The sequence below is a fragment of the Pseudomonas sp. TE6288 genome (assembly GCF_054062095.1).
In genome coordinates, this window is sequence record NZ_JBSSEW010000041.1 from 1 (window position 1) to 17060 (window position 17060).

The 17060-nt window shown below is 64.7% G+C and carries 14 protein-coding genes; 2 read left to right on the top strand and 12 right to left on the bottom strand.

The genetic code is table 11. The features are described from left to right. Positions 1-136: 136 nt before the first annotated feature. The 10 genes from ACVWY1_RS25630 to ACVWY1_RS25675 all read right to left on the bottom strand — a co-directional run bounded on the left by ACVWY1_RS25630 (position 137) and on the right by ACVWY1_RS25675 (position 11846). The gene (locus ACVWY1_RS25630; RefSeq protein ID WP_277505142.1) at positions 137-1267 is read right to left on the bottom strand and encodes a lactonase family protein; all 1131 of its coding nucleotides are present in this window, start codon (positions 1265-1267) and stop codon (positions 137-139) included. Further along, entirely contained in the window at positions 1233-1520 is a 288-nt protein-coding gene (locus tag ACVWY1_RS25635) for a DUF5629 family protein (protein WP_457378930.1), read from the bottom strand. The genes ACVWY1_RS25630 and ACVWY1_RS25635 overlap by 35 nt, the downstream gene beginning before the upstream one ends. A gap of 181 nt (positions 1521-1701) precedes the next feature. After that, entirely contained in the window at positions 1702-4095 is a 2394-nt protein-coding gene (locus ACVWY1_RS25640) for an efflux RND transporter permease subunit (protein WP_102685351.1), read from the bottom strand. Beyond that, positions 4092-5108: a WD40/YVTN/BNR-like repeat-containing protein gene (locus ACVWY1_RS25645; RefSeq protein WP_457378931.1), complete on the bottom strand. Its 1017-nt coding sequence runs from the start codon at positions 5106-5108 to the stop codon at positions 4092-4094. Before ACVWY1_RS25645 ends, ACVWY1_RS25640 begins: the two co-directional genes overlap by 4 nt. Before the next feature lie 223 nt (positions 5109-5331). Then, positions 5332-7989, bottom strand: a complete 2658-nt coding sequence (pepN, locus tag ACVWY1_RS25650) for an aminopeptidase N (protein WP_457378932.1) — start codon at positions 7987-7989, stop codon at positions 5332-5334. A gap of 13 nt (positions 7990-8002) precedes the next feature. Further along, positions 8003-8833: a DUF2797 domain-containing protein gene (locus ACVWY1_RS25655; protein WP_457378933.1), complete on the bottom strand. Its 831-nt coding sequence runs from the start codon at positions 8831-8833 to the stop codon at positions 8003-8005. Beyond that, positions 8830-9090 carry a YeaC family protein gene (locus ACVWY1_RS25660; RefSeq protein WP_011532970.1) on the bottom strand — a complete coding sequence of 87 codons (261 nt, stop codon included), beginning with the start codon at positions 9088-9090 and terminating at the stop codon, positions 8830-8832. Before ACVWY1_RS25660 ends, ACVWY1_RS25655 begins: the two co-directional genes overlap by 4 nt. A 13-nt stretch (positions 9091-9103) precedes the next feature. Next, positions 9104-9988 (bottom strand): rhomboid family intramembrane serine protease, encoded by an 885-nt coding sequence (locus ACVWY1_RS25665; RefSeq protein ID WP_457378934.1) that lies wholly within the window; start codon positions 9986-9988, stop codon positions 9104-9106. Beyond that, entirely contained in the window at positions 9985-10956 is a 972-nt protein-coding gene (locus ACVWY1_RS25670; RefSeq protein WP_102685346.1) for a metallophosphoesterase, read from the bottom strand. Before ACVWY1_RS25670 ends, ACVWY1_RS25665 begins: the two co-directional genes overlap by 4 nt. Then, the gene (locus ACVWY1_RS25675) at positions 10956-11846 is read right to left on the bottom strand and encodes an NAD(+) kinase (RefSeq protein WP_011532967.1); all 891 of its coding nucleotides are present in this window, start codon (positions 11844-11846) and stop codon (positions 10956-10958) included. The genes ACVWY1_RS25670 and ACVWY1_RS25675 overlap by 1 nt, the downstream gene beginning before the upstream one ends. Positions 11847-11890: 44 nt before the next feature. Between ACVWY1_RS25675 and ACVWY1_RS25680 the strand changes: the two genes are divergently transcribed. Then, positions 11891-12871, top strand: coding sequence for a DUF1853 family protein (locus tag ACVWY1_RS25680; RefSeq protein ID WP_457378935.1), 981 nt, complete (start codon positions 11891-11893; stop codon positions 12869-12871). Between the two features lie 43 nt (positions 12872-12914). Here ACVWY1_RS25680 and ACVWY1_RS25685 read toward each other — a convergent pair whose 3' ends face one another. Continuing rightward, a complete protein-coding gene (locus ACVWY1_RS25685; protein WP_457378936.1) occupies positions 12915-14534 on the bottom strand; it encodes a WG repeat-containing protein in 1620 nt (539 codons plus the stop codon). 175 nt (positions 14535-14709) lie between these two features. On the opposite strand from ACVWY1_RS25685, the gene ACVWY1_RS25690 reads away from it, so the two are divergent. Further along, complete coding sequence (locus ACVWY1_RS25690; RefSeq protein ID WP_110704469.1) at positions 14710-15255, top strand: cytochrome b; 546 nt, start codon at positions 14710-14712, stop codon at positions 15253-15255. Here ACVWY1_RS25690 and ACVWY1_RS25695 read toward each other — a convergent pair. Then, positions 15246-16139: a 1-aminocyclopropane-1-carboxylate deaminase/D-cysteine desulfhydrase gene (locus tag ACVWY1_RS25695; RefSeq protein WP_457378937.1), complete on the bottom strand. Its 894-nt coding sequence runs from the start codon at positions 16137-16139 to the stop codon at positions 15246-15248. The two genes, ACVWY1_RS25690 and ACVWY1_RS25695, sit on opposite strands and share 10 nt — an antisense overlap. Positions 16140-17060: the final 921 nt, after the last annotated feature.

The window sequence follows — 17060 nt, forward strand, 5'->3', positions numbered from 1 at the left end:
ACTCTGCTTTTCTGTTTCTTTTTCACTGGTGTTGCGCCCCCCCCGGGGGGGGGGGGGGGGGCCGGGCGGCCCCCCCCCCCCCCCCCCGCGCCCCCCCCCCCCCCCCCCCCACGCCGGAGGTTTTCAGCCCCTGCCATTATTCGAGGAACTTGAGGTCCGAAGGCGCCTGCTGCGCCAACTTCTGCACGGTGTCCCCCAGCTTGCCGCTGCGCGGATCGCGGCGCATGACCACGATCTGGTTGCTCTTCTGGTTCGCCACCAGCAGGTAGTTGCCACTGGGGTCGAGCGCGAATTCGCGGGGATGGTCGCCCTCCACCGACCGGCGCTGCACCAGTCTCAGTTGGCCGTCGTCCTTGCCTACCGCATACGCCACGATCTCGTTGGCGGTGCCGCGATTGCTGACATAGAGGAAGCGGCCATCGGCCGACAGGTGCAGCCCGCCCGCGGCCCTGGCCGCTGCATCCTTGCTGTCGGTCAGCGGCACGCGCTGGCGCTCGGTCAGAGCACCGTCCTGCACATCGAATACCACCACCTCGGCGCTCATCTCCAGCGTCAGGTAGGCATGCCGGCCCTTGGCGTCGAACAGCAGATGGCGCGGGCCACTGCCCGGTGGCAACGCCACCGACGGCGGAATCGCCGGGCTCAGTGGATGCTCGGGGCTGGCACCGTCGTAGCGGTAGATGAACACCTTGTCCGCGCCCAGGTCGCAGGCATACAGGTGGCGGCCATCGGGCGACAGCACCAGCGAATGCACATGAGCACCGGCCTGGCGCTCGGGGTCGACCTTGCTTGGCGTGTGCCGGGCCTGCTGTACCACCGGCTTGAGCTTACCGTCCCTGGCCACCGGGATCACCACCAGGCTGCCACCGGGGTCGGGAGCGACGGCGTAGTTGGCGACGAACAGGTAGCGCTGGTCATGGCTCAGGCTGGCGTGAGTCGGCTCGTCGCCCTGGCTGGGCACCTGGTTCAGCAGCTTGATCTCGCCCTTGCCGTCCAGCGAGAAGCTGCTGACATTGCCCTTGGGCGTTTCATTGACGGCGAACAGCTGGCGCTGGTCTGCAGACAGCACCAGCCACGAGGGGCTGACGCTCTTGACCACCTGCCGAGGCTTGGCGTCGATCTGGCCAGTGCGAGCGTTGAAGTCGTAGCGGTAGATCCCTTCGCTGCCGTTGTCGGTGTAGCTGCCCACCAGCAACGTGGCGGCCTGGGCGTTGACTGACAAAGCCATGAGGCTAGCGGTCAGCAGGCGTGTCCATTTCCTGTTCATCGTCTTCTTCATCCGGGGCACGAAAGGCACTCATACAGACTAGACGATGCTCGCCTTCATCAGTGGCCAGGCCCCAGTCGTCGCCCGCGCCGGTGGCGGCGGCGATCTGCTCGGGGGTGAAGGTCCAGCGGCGCAGTTGGCGGCCGTCCATGCATTCGATGGTGAGGCCGGATTCGTCGAGGGTGAAGTCGAAGGCGTGCAGGCCGTCGATCAGGAGCATGTCGCAGGCTGCGAGGGCGGTGGCGAGGGTCATGGGGACATCCGGGAAATTGGGCAGTCATTATAGCCATGGGGCTGCTCCGCAGCCCAATCGCCGGCAAGCCGGCTCCCACAGAGATCGCGCCATCTTCAAGGCCAGCGCATACCTGTGGGAGCCGCGGTTCGCCGCTGCAACTTGCCGGCGATTGGGCCGCGCAGCGGCCCCTTGCTGAGGATCAATGGGCGAAGATCGACCCGCCCTCCTTGCCCGCCAATTTCTCTGGCTTGATCAGGAACCGCGCCAGCGCCGGCAGCAGCCACAGGGCGCCGAACATGTTCCACAGCAGCATGAAGGTCAGCATCAAGCCCATGTCGGCCTGGAACTTGATCGCCGAGAAGATCCAGGTGCACACGCCGATGGCCAGGCACAGGCCGGTGAACAGCACCGCCTTGCCGGTGGAGCGCAGGGTCTCGTAGTAGGCCTCCTGCAACGGCAGGCCGGCGCGCAGGAAGCTCTCCAGGCGGCTGTAGATGTAGATGCCGTAGTCCACGCCGATGCCCACGCCCAGCGCCACCACCGGCAGCGTGGCGACCTTCACGCCAATGCCCATGAAGGCCATCAGCGCGTTGCCCAGTACCGAAGTCAGCACCAGCGGCAGGACGATGCACAAGGTCGCGGCGAACGAGCGGAAGGTGATCATGCACATTACCGCCACGCAGATGTACACGAGGATCAGGATGGTCAGCTCGGCCGACTTGATCACCTCGTTGGTGGCGGCCTCGATGCCGGCATTACCCGCCGCCAGGAGGAACTGCAGGCCGTCCTTGCTGTGGCTGTCGGCGAAGGCCTTGGCCGCGGCGGTGACCCGCTCCAGCGTCTCGGCCTTGTGGTCGTTGAGGAATACCAGCACCGGTGCCAGCGAGCAGTCGGCGTTGTACAGGCCGTCGGCCCGGGCAATGGAGTTGTTCAGGATATCCGGGTTGCGCGACAGGGTTTCCCATTTCAGGCTGCCCTCGTTCATGCCCTTGATGACCTGCTTGGACACGGTCACCAGGGAGATGGTCGACTGCACCCCCGGGGTGTTGTCCATGGTCCACATCAACTCGTCGATCGGCGCCATGGTCGAGTGGATCGAACAGCTCTCGGCCGGGGTCTTGACCATGATCACCAGCACATCGGAACTGGTCGAGTAATTGCTGATGATGAAGCTGTTGTCCTGGTTGTAGCGCGAGTCCGGGCGCAGCTCCGGCGCGCCCTGGTCGAGGTCGCCGATCTTCAGGTTCTGGCTGTACCAGAGGCCGCCGCCGAAGGCCAGCAGCGCCAGCACCACCGATACCGGCGCCACCTTGGGGCTGGCGAAGTTGGACAGCAGGCGCCAGAACGGATGCTCGCGGGTCGCATCCTTCTTGCTGCGGGCGATGGCCTTCTGGCTGATGCCGACGTAGCTGATCGCCACCGGCAGCAGGATCAGGTTGGTGAACACGATCACCGCCACACCGATCGAGGCGCCGATGGCCAGCTCGCGGATCACCCCAATGTCGATGATCAGCAGGGTGATGAAGCCCACGGCGTCGGCGAGGATGGCGATCATCCCCGGCAGGAACAACTGGCGGAACGTGCGCCGCGCTGCGGTCAGGGCGTTGTCGGCGTCGCTGGACTGCAGGGCGATGCCGTTGATCTTCTGCACGCCATGAGAGATACCGATGGCGAAGATCAGGAACGGCACCAGCATCGAGTACGGGTCCAGGCCGAAGCCCACCGCATGCATCAGCCCCAGCTGCCAGACCACCGCCACCAGGGTGGTGATGAGCACGGCGATGGTGCTGCGGATGCACCAGGTGAACCAGTACAGCAGCGCCCAGGTGATCACCAGCGCCACGCCGAAGAACATCGCCACCATCACCAGCCCGTCGATCAGGTCACCGACCTTCTTCGCGAAACCGACGATGTGAATCTTCACGTTGGGGTTCTGTGCCTGGAACTTGTCGCGGATCTTCTCTTCCAGCTGGTGGGAGAACTGCTGGTAGTCGAGCTTGACCTGGCGCCCCGGATCCTGCGGGTCGGGATGGTTCTCCAGCAGCGGGATGTCGATGATGCTGGATTTGAAATTGTTGGCCACCAGGCGCCCCACCTGGCCTGACTTGAGCACGTTGTCGCGCAGGGTGTCGAGGCTGTCCTGGGAGCCATTGTAGGTATTGGGGATCACCTCGCCGCCGGAGAAGCCCTCTTCGGTGACCTCGCTCCAGCGCACGCTCGGGCTCCACAGCGACTTCAGCCCGGCGCGGTCGACGCCGGGGATGTAGAACACCTCGTCATGGATCTGGCGCAGTGTCTCCATGTAGTCTTTGTCGAAGATGTCGCCATTGACCGCCTCCACCGAGACGCGCACGGTGTTGCCGAGGTTGGCCAGGTCGTTGCGGTGCTCCATCATCTGCTCGATGAACGGATGCTGCAGCGGGATCATCTTCTCGAAACTGGTGGACGGGCGGATCTGTGTGGCCTGCCAGAACAGGAAAACGCTCACCAGCAGGCAGATGGCGATGACCACGGGGCGGTTGTTGAAAATCAGGCGTTCCAGCAGGGTGGCCTTGTCCTTGTGCTGCATGTCGAAGCTCTCCCGGCTGGTCATGGACGCACCTCCTGGGTACCGTCGGCCGAGGCCAGGTGCACGCCCCCTTGCCCGACCAGCAACAGGCCGCCACCGCCCAGGCCACTCACACCCGACAGGGCGATGCGGTCGGCGCGGTTGCGCACACTGAAGGTCTGCCCGTCGTCATGGCTGCGCAGCACGCTGCCGCTATTGCCAACCAGCACCAGGCTGCCGTCCTCGAGAAGCGTAGCGCTTGCCAGGCCGAATTCGAGCGGACCGCGTTCGGCCTTGAGCTCGACTGGCTGCCAGCTGTCGCCGAAATCGGTGGAGCGGAACAGGTTGCCGCGCAGGCCGTAGGCCAACAGCGTGTTGGACTGGGTGGTACCGATCACACCGAACAGCGAGCCCTCGTAGGGGCCCTGCACCGTTGTCCAGCTCTGGCCGGCATCGCTGGAACGGAACATGCTGCCCTGCTCGCCGACGATGAACAGGCCAGCGTCCTTCACCTGGGTAATGGCGTTGAGGTGAAGCTGGTCGGGGTTGTCCAGGCGCTCGGCGACGTCCTGCCAGTGCTGGCCGCCATCGGTGGTCTCCAGCAGCGCGCCATAGGCGCCCACGGCAAAGCCATGCTGCGCGTCGATGAAGCGCACGTCGAGCAAGGGCGCTTCGCGGGACAGGTCTTCGAACTGCTTGCTCCAGGTCGCGCCGCCGTCGTTGCTGGCGAGGATCTGGGCGTCATGGCCGACCGCCCAGCCGCGCTTGTCGTCGAGGAAGAACACCGCGGTAAGCAGTTGCCGGGTGGGCACCCGGGCCTGGGTCCAGGTCTTGCCCTGGTCGTCGGAGAACAGGATATGGCCGCGATCGCCGACCACCACCAGGCGCTGGCCGGCGTGGGTGGCGCCGATCAACAGGCTCTGGCTGGCCTTGGCCGACTCCACCGAGTATTCCTCGGCGGCCACCGCCGCCTCGGCATTGCCGGCGCCGATGCCCAGTACCAGTGCCAGCATCGCGCCTGCCGCCAGCTTGCGGCGTGGCGTTGTCCGCTCTCTCATGACTGCCCCCTGTTGTGTTCTTGTGGTGGGTCAATCTATTGCCAGGCACTGCCGAAACCCCTGGTCCAGAGGCCTGGAATAGCTTCTGGCCATCGTATCGGGCTTGTCCGACAGAAAACAACGAGCGGGACGTTATGTTTTGTTAACCGTCAAACGCATCGCGGGGCAAGTCGGAGCGGCGATGCGGCGACCCGACTTGCCCCGCGATAGCGTTGGACCAGGCTTACGCCAAGCTCTTGCTCACCACCTCGTACACATCGCTGGACAGCGCACCGGACGCGAGGATCCGCTCCAGCTCACCCTTCATCAGCACCTGACGCTGGTCGTCATACTTGCGCCAGCGGGTCAGCGGCGCCAATTGGCGCGAGGCGATCTGCGGGTTCAGCGCATTGAGCTCGATCACCAGATCCGCCAGGAAGCGATACCCCGAACCGTCAGCGGCATGGAAATTGACCAGGTTCTGCCCGGCGAAACCACCGATCAGCGCGCGCACCTTGTTCGGGTTCTTCAGGGTGAAGGCCGGGTGCTGCATCAATGCCTTGACCCGCGCCAGGCCGCCCGGCAGGGTGCTGGCCGCCTGCACGCTGAACCACTGGTCCATGACCAGCGGGTTGTCCTTGAAGTGCTCGGCGAAGGCATCCAGGGCCTTGGCCCGCTCGGCCTCGAACGGCGAGTTGACCAGCACCGCCAGGGCGGTGAGACGCTCGGTCATGTTGTCGCAGTGCTCGTACTGCTCCAGGGTCGCCTCGAGCACCTGCGGCTTGCCGCTGAGCATCAGGTACGACAGCGCGATGTTCTGCAGGCTGCGGCGGGCGAAGTGCTCGGCCGAGGCCACGTAGGCGGTCTTGCGCGAGACCTCGCGGTTGGCCTGGTAGCGCGCCCACAGCGCACCGAACAGCTGCTCGGCGATCTGCCGGCGGGCGAACTCACGGGCGGCGTGGATGGCATCCACGTCGGCCACCTGGCTGATCTCGGTGAGGTAGGCCTCGCCCGGCAGCGAGAGCATCTCGGCGACCATGGCAGGGTCCAGCGACTCGTTGCCAATCACAGTGCCCAAGGCAGTAATCAGGCGCTGGTCGAGACACAGTGCTTCGCCACGCTGGTGCTGGCCGATCAGCTCCTGTAGCACCTGCACGGCCAACTGCTGCCCCGCTTCCCAGCGGTTGAAGCCGTCGCTGTCGTGTTGCATGAGGAACATCAGCTGATCGCGGTCGTAGGGGAAGCTCAGCTTGACCGGTGCGCTGAAGCCGCGCAGCAGCGACGGCAGCGGCTGGCTGGCAATACCTTCGAAGGTGAAGGTCTGCTCGGCTTCGGTCACCGACAGCACGCGGCTGGTGCCAGCGGCGGCGCTTTCGCCGGCCAGGCGCAACGGCAGGTCGTTACCTTGGGCATCCAGCAGGCCCAGCGCCACCGGGATCACGAACGGCAGTTTCTCAACCTGCCCCGGTGTCGGCGGGCAGCTCTGGCGGAAGCTCAGGCTGTAGCGCTGCGCGGCAGCGTCATAGGCCTCGCTGACCTCCAGGCGCGGGGTGCCGGCCTGGGTATACCAGCGCTTGAACTGGGTCAGGTCGACGCCGTTGGCGTCTTCCATGGCCTTGATGAAGTCGTCGGTGGTAACCGCCTGGCCATCATGGCGCTCGAAGTACAGGTCGCTACCCTTGCGGAAGCCCTCGGCCCCCAGCAGGGTGTGGACCATGCCGACCACCTCGGCGCCCTTCTCGTACACCGTCAGGGTGTAGAAGTTGGAGATCTCGATGAAGCTGTCCGGGCGGATCGGGTGGGCCATGGGGCCGGCGTCTTCGGCGAACTGGTGGGTGCGCAGGTAGGCGACGTCCTCGATGCGCTTGACCGTGCGCGAGTTCATGTCGGCGCTGAACTCGGCATCGCGGAACACCGTGAAGCCTTCCTTGAGCGACAGCTGGAACCAGTCGCGGCAGGTCACGCGGTTGCCCGACCAGTTGTGGAAGTACTCGTGGGCCACCACGCCCTCGACCCGTTGGTGGGCGGCGTCGGTGGCGGTCTCGGCGCGGGCCAGCACGCAGCTCGAGTTGAAGATGTTCAGGCCCTTGTTTTCCATGGCGCCCATGTTGAAGTCATTGACCGCGACGATCATGAAGATGTCCAGGTCATATTCACGGCCATAGACTTCCTCGTCCCAGCGCATGGACTTCTTCAGGCTGACCATGGCGTGGTCGCACTTGTCGAGGTTTTCTTCCTCGACATAGATACGCAGGGTCACCTCGCGGCCGGACTGGCGGGTGAACTCGCTCTCGACGCACCACAGGTCACCGGCTACCAGGGCAAACAGGTAGGCCGGCTTCTTGAACGGGTCTTCCCAGGTCGCCCAGTGGCGGCCATCCTCACCCGGGCCACTGCCCACCGGGTTGCCGTTCGACAGCAGCACCGGATAGCGATGCTGCTCGGCGATCACCGTGGTGGTGAAGGTGCTCATCACGTCCGGGCGGTCGAGGTAGTAGGTGATCTTGCGGAAGCCCTCGGCCTCGCACTGGGTGCAGAACATCTTGCCGGACTTGTACAGGCCTTCCAGTGCGGTGTTGCTCTCCGGGTGGATCTTCACGCTGGTGTCCAGGGTGAAGCGTTCGCCCTTGGGCTGCACGGTGAGGCTGTCGTCATCGAGCTGGTAGTCGCCAGCGGCCAGCGCCTGGTCGTCCAACTGCACGCTCAGCAGCTCCAGGTGCTGGCCATCGAGCACCAGCGGCGGCAGGCCGGCGCCGCGCTCGGGGTTGCGGCGCATGACCAGTTGCGCATGGACCAGGCTGTGGTCCTCGAACAGTTCGAAGGTCAGGTGGGTCTCGTCGATCAGGTACTCGGGGGCCTGATAGTCCTTGAGGTAGATCACTTGCGGTTGTTCGGTACGCATGGTGACGATCCTTTTACTGGAGCACGGCCAGCTGGTAGGCCGTGTACTTGCGAATGTTGATCACGCCGGTGTCGAAGATCAGGTACTGGCCCTTGATACCCAGCAGCGTGCCTTCCACGACGGGATCCTTGTCGAGGTTGAAGCTGACGATCTTTTTCGGGTAGGCCTCGACCGGGTAGCGCATCTGCACCACCTCGGCGTCGGGCAGCGGCTGGATGGCCTGCAGGCCGAAGCGCTCCTGCAGCCCACGGATACCGTCTGCGCAGGCGTCGAAGATCTGCTCGCGGATGGCCGGCAGGTCGAGCACCTCGGCGTCGCCTTTGAGCAGCGCGCGCCAGTTGGTGCGGTCCGGCACCTGGCTGCGCAGCACATCCTCGACCAGCCCGGATTGCTGGCGGGTGGCCACGCGCATGATCGGCAGCGCCTGGCTGGCGCCCTGGTCGAGCCAGCGGGTGGGCAGCTGGGTGGCTCGGGTGATGCCGACCTTGATGCCCGACGAGTTGGCCAGGTACACCACGTGGTCGGTCATGCAGAACTGCTCGCCCCACGACGGCTCGCGGCAGGTGCCGGCGTCGTAGTGGCAGCGTTCCGGGGTCATGATGCACACATCGCACTGGGCCAGCTTGGTCATGCACGGATAGCAGTAGCCCTGGCTGAAGCTGGTCTTGGTGCGTTTGCCGCAATGGCTGCAGTGGATCGCGCCGAGGTACTCCAGGCGGATCGACTGGCCGATCAGCGGGTTGACCGGCACCTCGGTGTCATCCAGGCGGAAACTGTATTGAACGACCGGTGCGTCCAGGCGCACCGCCATCTTGCTCAGAGAGCCACGAGCGAGTTCGATCAATGTACCGAGTCCGACTTGAAGAGGATGTTGGCGATCGGCGCCGACTTCGAGGCGCACTCCTGCGGGCCCATGTAGCCGGTGCGCTGCTCTTCGGGGAGGTTCTTCATTTCCCAGGCGATCACCGCCTGCAGCGACAGCTCCTTCTGCTCAGCGGTCAGCTTGCGGCCGTCGGACCATTTGCCGATCTCCACGGCCGTCTTCAGGCTCTCGTAGATCTCGGGGGTGATGTTTTCGATCATTTGCGCGAACGTGGACATGCTGTCTCCTCAGTCAGGCGGTCAGTTTACGCCTCGCCAGCGCGCCACCCAAGAGCCCTGTCAGGCATCCGATGAGCAACCCGCCGACATGGGCGGCGTTGGCGATCTGGCCGAAGCCGAGCTGGCCGACCACGCCGCTCAGGCAGATCACCAGCCAGATCAGCATCATCACCAGCACGCCCTTGGGCAGGTTGAACTGCGGGTTCGGCGCCAGCCACTGGTACAGCCAGACATGCCCGAGCAAGCCGTAGAGCACGCCAGACAGCCCGCCGAACAGGCTCGGCCCGCTGGTGAAATGCTGAGCCAGGTTGGACACCAGACTGAACAACAGTGTCAGCCCCAGCAACATCCACGGCCCCTGGCGCAGCTCAATGCGCTTGCCCAGCTCCCAGTACCACAGGCCGTTCATGGCCAGGTGCAGCACGCCGAAGTGCAGCAGCATCGGCGACACCAGTCGCCACCACTGGCCTTCGGCGAGGCCCTGGAGCAAGGGGGTGAAGTACAGGTAGTCGCCCTGCACCTTGAACGACAGGAAGGTGAACCAGCCGATGGTCGAGAGGTTGTCACCCAGGCCGGTCACCCCGGCGACCACCAGGCTCAGGATCAGTACCGCGGCGGTGACCTTGCAGACCAGGGCCTGTTCCTTCAGCGAAGGCGCCGCCGGGGCGGTCGGCATGCCAGCGGCCACAGGTTCGGGCATGGCTTCAAGGTCGGCATTGCCCTCAGGGAAGCGCCGATAGAGTTCCAGTACGTCGTGGGCCATGGCCGGCGGCGCCCAGAGCACCTGTTCCTCGCCCTCCTCCACCACCCGGTGCGGCACCTGCAGACGACGCAGCAGGGCGACGAAACCGCTGAGATCGACCGCCAGCGGCAGGCGCAGCACTTCGACCACGTTCATTGGCTGGCCTGCGGGCGGTCAACATCGACCCAGACAAACTTGTGCGGGTCGATGCGGGTCTCGTCGTCCAGACGGTAGGCCGCGAGCTTGCCGTAGAGCACGGCGCTGTAGTCCAGGCAGGCCAGGTTGTCGCGGATCGGCGCGGGCCGGCCACTGCGCCAGTAATGGCCGACGAACAGCAACGGTTCGTCCTCGGCATAGCGCAGCAGGGCGTTCTTCTGGCTGTGGCTGAGCGGCGTGCGGGCCACCTCGTCGGGTAGCGCATCGGGCTGGAAGACGATGTCGCCGTAGGTCTGCGGGTCCTCTTCCCAGAACTTGGTGCGGAAGAAGGCGCGGGTCAGGCCGTCGCCGCCGGTCAGGGTCAGGCCGTCCGGCAGACGCATGTCGGTGCCGCGCAGCAGGCGGTTGCACACTGTCGAGGCGAAGCTGCCGGACACTGCCGAGGCCTGCACGAAGTGCTCGTCGATGCAGCCCGTGGGGTATTGCTGACGCAACGGCTCGATCAGCCGTGGGTCCCAGCAGGCATGCACAAGGCGGAAGCGGCCTGCGTCGACGAACAACGGCAGCTCATAGAACCACTGGATGAAATCGTGCCAGTCGCCGGGGTGCTGGGCGAACTGGGTAAGGGTCTCGTCGATCAGCCGGGCATGGCGCGGGGTATGGTCGCGCACGAAGGCCTTGCCACTGCCCGGCAACGCCGGGGTGACCCAGCCCAGGGCGTTGTACTCATGGTTGCCCATGATGCAGAACGCCTGGCCGGCCTCGACCATGTCATGAACAATGTGCAGCGCCTCGCGGATGCGTGGGCCACGGTCGACGATGTCGCCCAGGAACAACGCCTGGCGCCGCGGATGCCGCCAGACCCCGCCGATGCGCTTGTAGCCGAGGGCGTCGAGCAAGCGTTCGAGGGTGAGCGCGCAACCGTGCACGTCACCGATGATGTCGAAACTGCGCGCCGGATCGAGCATCAGTCGTCCCTGCCGCCCAGGCGGCTGCCCCAGCCGAGCTTGGTGCGGCAGACCTCGTAGTAGTTGTGGTCCAGCGGGTGGATCAGGCGCAGTTTCTGCGGTTTCTTGCTCACGGTGATGGTGTCGCCCGGGGCACAGGTGAAGTGGTTCTGGCCGTCGCAGGAGACTTGCGGGTAAATCTGCAAGTCCTTGGACACGACGATCTTCAGCTCGCTGTTGCCGTCAACCACGATCGGCCGGCCGGACAACGTATGCGGGTACATTGGCACGATGACGATGGCATCCAGCTTGGGGTGCATGATCGGGCCGCCGGCGGACAGCGCGTAGGCGGTGGAGCCGGTCGGGGTGGCAACGATCAGGCCGTCGGCCTTCTGGCTGCAGACGAACTGGCCGTCGATGTAGATCTCGAACTCGATCATCCGCGTCGACTTGCCCGGGTGCAGCACCACGTCGTTGAGCGCGTCGCCCTGGCCGATGGCCTCGTTGTGACGACGCACCTCGGCCTGCAGCAGGAAACGGTTCTCCACCAGGTAATGGCCGTCGAGCACCTCGGCGACCTTCTCCTCCAGCTCGTCGGGGCGGATATCGGTGAGGAAACCCAGGTTGCCGCGGTTGATCCCCAGCACCGGGATATTGTGACGGGCCAGGGCACGGGCGGCGCCGAGCAGGCTGCCGTCGCCGCCAACCACGATGACCAGGTCGCAGACCTCGCCCAGCAGCTTGCGCGTGGAGGTCTGCAGGCCGTGGCCGGGCAGGACTTCGGCGATGGTGTCCTCGAGAATCACGTGCAGGTGGCGCTCGAGGAGGAATTTTTTCAGTCGGCGAATGGTGTCGAGCACCTGGGAGCTGCCAAGGCGTCCGATGATACCGATATTGCGAAATTGCTCCATGGTGCTCCTGCAAGGCTCTGCGGCGGGGTGACAATGCCGGGATTATGGGCGAAAGGACCGGCCAGCGGCAAACCGGCTATGCTCGCAGGATGACGCCCTTCGCCGATCTCGAGCCCCTGCCCCGCCAACTGCGCCACCCTGCCGTGCGCGACCTGGCCTGGGCAATGCTGTCGCCCCCGCTGCTGGCGCAGGCTGGCTGCCCCCAGCGCCACCCGCTGCAGGGCAGCGCCTGGGCCGATGATCCCCAGCGCCTGGGCCAATGGCTCGTGACGCTCGACCAGGAGCCTGCGCCGCTGCTGGACTGGCTGGCACGCCTGAACAGCCGGCGGCTGGGCCTGTACTACGAAAGCCTGTGGCAGTTCGCCCTGCAGCAGGCACCGGGTATCGAGCTGCTGGCGGCCAACCTGGCGATCCGCGACGGCGGGCACACCCTGGGCGAGCTGGACATTCTGCTGCGTGACCGCGAAGGCGATCATCATCTGGAGCTGGCCATCAAGCTCTACCTGGGACCGCCTAGCGGCGACGGTGGCGACCCAGGCCTCTGGCTCGGCCCCGGTTGCCACGATCGGCTGGGACGCAAGCTGGCACACCTGGTGCAGCACCAGCTGCCCATGTCGAGCGGACCGCAGAGTCACACTGTGCTGGCCGGATTGGGTCTGGACCGGGTGCAAGCCCACCTGTGGCTTGGCGGCTACCTGTTCTACCCACGGTCGGGGCAGACCCGTCCACCTAACGGGGCCAACCCCCGGCACTTGCGCGGTGGCTGGCTGCGCCAATCTGAATGGAGCGAAGCCGATAACGGATGCTGGCAGCCCCTGCCACGCCAGGCATGGCTGGCGCCAGCGCGCTTTGAAGCACAGGCCTGCTGGAACGCAACGCGCTTCACCGCCTGGCGGCAAGGGCTGGAACCCGATGCCCACGCACACTTGCTGTGCAGAGTGGAGGAACAGGCGGACGGAACGTGGGAAGAGGTCGAACGGATGTTCCTGGTGGCCGACAACTGGCCGCACCTCCCCCCACGCTGAAGCAGCACCCGCTGCCGATTCACCGGCGACGGGTGCTCAAGCGTCAGGACGCCTCGGCCACCGGCTCAGGCGCCGGGCAGTGGGCCTGGGCATCCTTCGGCCACAGCACCTGGCCCTTGCCATCGACCACCTGTTCCGCGCCACAGGGCAAACGGTTGGTGTCGAACACCACGCTGCCATCCAGACGATACAGGGCGCGCAGCGTGCGCACGGCGTCATCGCCATTGCCCTCGACTCGATAGGCGAAGATCGCGCCACGCGCCTCGTCGACTTCCAGGTCCTGCCATTTGGCGGGCACCAGCAGCTTGCCATCGATGTCGTACAGCGCGCGCAGGGTATCCGAATTGCTGCCCTCGGCAGCCAGCAGGTGGCGGCCATCGGCCAACAGCTTGAACGACACGAACTGTTCCGGCTTGACCAGCACTTTGCCCTGCTCGTCCATCAGGCCCACGGTATCGGTTTCACTCGGCATACCGAGGAGCATCACCGTCTTCTTCGGCGATTTCAGCTCGGTGAAGGCATAGCGCTTGGGCGCTACCACGCCGATCTGCTTGTATATGGGCTGGAACACGACCTTCCCCTGGTCCAGGTCGATGGTTCCGTAGGTTGCCAGGAACATGCTCTGCAGCTTGCCGATATGGTTGAAACCCGGGCGATGGCCACTCATGCCGAGCAGGCCGATACCCGCATCGCCGATCGAGTCGTACTCGGGCTCGATCAGCCATTTGCCGTCATGCCCGATCATCCCGGCCTTGCCGCGGTCTTCGCCGGTGCGCTGCAACTGCACCATGCCGCCAACCTTGCCGAACGTCTCGCAGTTCTGGTATTGCGCCTCGATGACGACCTTGCCTTGATAATCCAGGTAGCCACAAGGTTTGTCGTAGCCATCCCTGAAGGCCACCAGACCACCGCCTGGCGTGCCCAGCCAACCCTTGTCGAGCGCAATCACCAGGTTGCCGGAGGCATCAGCCAGCCCCTTGCCCGCGCCGCCTTCGCGGGTGACCACCAGATATCCGTCAGCCGCGCTGACTATGGTGTCGAAGTCCAGCTTGCGCAACACCTTGGTCTGGAGGTTGTATCCCCAGCTCTCGCCTTGCCGCTCGGCCAGCACCCAGTTGCCACGCTTTGCGAAATCCTCGCGCACGTACAGCGAGTCGAACACCGCTTCGCTGACCTTCTCGCCCTGAGGCGTGAGGATGCCGCGCAGTTCGTCGATCTCATAGACGATGAAGTCGTTGTCACCTCCGACATAGACAGTGTCGAAGATGGCCGGCTGGACTTCCTTGCCCTGCTCATCCATTACTCCGACCTTGCCATTGCGGACGTAGCCGAACAGGCCAGGGGTCAAGGTGTAGAGCTCATCGGTGAGGTCGGCGCGAATCACCTGCTTGCCGTCACCACTTGCCAGGTGCCAGTAGTCGCCACGTCCGAAGATGAAGGCGTTGGTGAAGGCTTGGGTGTAGATCTGGGTGAACTCGCTGCCTGGGGCGACTCGAAATGCGCCGTTCTGGTCCAGCACCGCGCACTCGTCGTTCACGCACAGCGGAATGGTCAGGGCGGCAATCGGTGGAGTCTTGACCGCCGGGGCTTGCTCGCAGCCGGCGAGCAGCAGGGACAGGGCGCCAAACAGCGCAACCCGAGGGGTGGAGATGAGGCGTTTCATTGACACAGGATCCTTGTGCGATGGAGATCGGGTGCAGGCCCAAAGCCATTACCCAGGCCCGTTGTGTCGGCCGTGTTTGATAGATCTGAAGCAAACACATTTCCACGCCAGCGATTAGAGTTAGGGGCAGGCGCCATCAAGAGCGCCCCTTCCGACCTGATGACGAGGACCCACCATGGTTTCATCCACTCCTGCGGCCCACTACGCGCGCCTGTCGATCGCCCTGCACTGGCTGATGCTGGTGCTGCTGGCCGCCGTCTACGCCTGCATCGAGCTGCGCGGCCTGTTCCCCAAGGGCAGCGCCGAACGCGACCTGATGAAAGACCTGCACTTCATGCTCGGGCTGACGGTGTTCGTGCTGGTCTGGCTGCGCCTGGCCCTGCGCCTGTCGCGCCCCACGCCGCCGATCGTGCCCAAGCCACCAGCCTGGCAGACCGGCCTGTCGCACCTGGTGCACCTGCTGCTGTACCTGATGATGATCGGCCTGCCGCTGGCCGGCTGGGCAATCCTCAGCGCCGCCGACAAGCCGATCCCGTTCTATGGCCTGGATCTGCCGGCCATCGTCGCCCCGGATCCGGACCTGAGCAAGTTCATCAAGGGCTGGCATGAACGCATCGGCAGCTGGGGGTACTGGCTGATCGGCCTGCACGCACTGGCCGGGCTTTATCATCACTACGTGCGGCGTGACAACACCCTGCTGCGCATGCTGCCCTACAAGTAACCGCGTCGTCCCTGCAGGCCTCCGGTATGCAGGAATACCAAGCGGGTGCCGGGAGCGAAATGCCCGGCCTCGACCCGGTCGCGCAGGGCCAGCAGGGCCTTGCCGGTGTAGAGCGCCTCCAGCGGCATGCCGGTTTGCCGTTCGGTGTCGGCGATGAACGCCAGCAGTGCGTCGTCGATACGGGCAAAGCCGCCACGGCTGGCGTCGTGCAATTGGTAGCCGTGCACGCCCGCCAGCGCTGCGACGGTTTCCGGTACACCGTGGTCGAGGGGCACGGCCAGGGCGCCATGGACCACATGTCTGCCCGCCTCCTCCAGCACCATTCCGGCCAAGGTCGTGCCGGTGCCTGCCGCCAGCCACCAGGCGTCGTAGTCCGTCCAGCCGAGCGTTGCCAACTGCGCCCGGCATTCCGCGACGATCAAGCCGCAGCCCTGCGCGCCAGCTTGGCCGCCACCGCCTTCAGGGATGCAGTGCCAATCCGGGTAGCGGGCCTGCCAGGGCTCCCAGAAACCGGGTTCATGGCGATTGCGGTAGCCGCCGAAACCGAGCCAAAACAGCTCCATGCCCAGGGCTCGCAGGTCTCGCACCGTCGGTGTGTCCTGGGGGTGGCCACGCAATAGCCCGACAGTGGCGAAGCCGAAGCGCTTGCCAGCCGCCGCCAGGGCATGAAGATGGTTGGAATGGTTACCACCCAGGCTGATCAGGCCCGGCGCATCGGCCTTGCGAGCCTGGAGCAGGTGATGACGCAGCTTGAACCATTTGTTGCCGCTGATCAGCGGGTCGATCAGGTCCAGGCGCAGGACCGCAGCTTCGATTCCTGCGTGGCGTAACCAAGATAGGTCGAGGCGTTGCAGGGGGGCTTGGGGGAGAGAAAAATCAGACATGGAGGCAGTTTATCTGATTGCCCAGATGCAAATGTGCTGCTCGTTGCCGTTGCCGTTGCCGTTGCCGTTGCCGTTGCCGTTGCCGTTGCCGTTGCCGTTCAGGAGTCTAGCGCCATACCCCGCTAGCGACAGCTGCGTCAGCCCAGGCGCCATCCGTAACTTCGCGACTTCAGGAGGCCGAACGCAGGTCTTGCGGAGGGAGGTGACGGGCATGGATGCCCGTCAAGCGCTGCGCCCCAGGATGGGGCGTTCAGCGCGGTCCTCCCGGGAGCAAGGCCGGAGTGAGGGAACCCGGAGCGAAGCGGAGGGCCGGATGAATGGAGCGCACGGTTTTTGGTTCCTTTTTGCCACGACAAAAAGGAACTCGCCGTAAAGGCGAAAAGGTGACTGTGCGTCGACATCGCAAATGAATGCGCTTACAACTATAAAAACCGATGCCGATTGACTTTGACTTTGACTTTGACTTTGACTTTGACTTTGACTTTGACTTTGACTTACACAGCGTGCGTCTCGAAAGTTATATGCGCATTCATTTACGATGGGGACGCATAATCACCTTTCCGCCCTTACGGCGGGTCCCTTTTTGAAGCATCAAAAAGGAACCAAAAAATGCTCGCTCCATTCATCCGGCCCCTACGCTTCGCTTCGGGGTCCCCTCACTCCGGCCTTGCTCCCGGGAGGACCGCGCTGAACGCCCCATCCTGGGGCGCAGCGCTTGACGGGCATCCATGCCCGTCACCTCCCTCCGCAAGACCTACGTTCGGCCTCCTGAAGTCGCAATTTGTGTCGCCTGAATTATCGCGCACTTAGAAGCAAAAGCAGAGCAAGAGCAAGAGCAAGAGCAAGAGCAAGAGCAAGAGCAAGAGCAAGAGCAAGAGCAAGAGCAAGAGCAAGAGCAAGAGCAAGAGCAAGAGCAAGAGC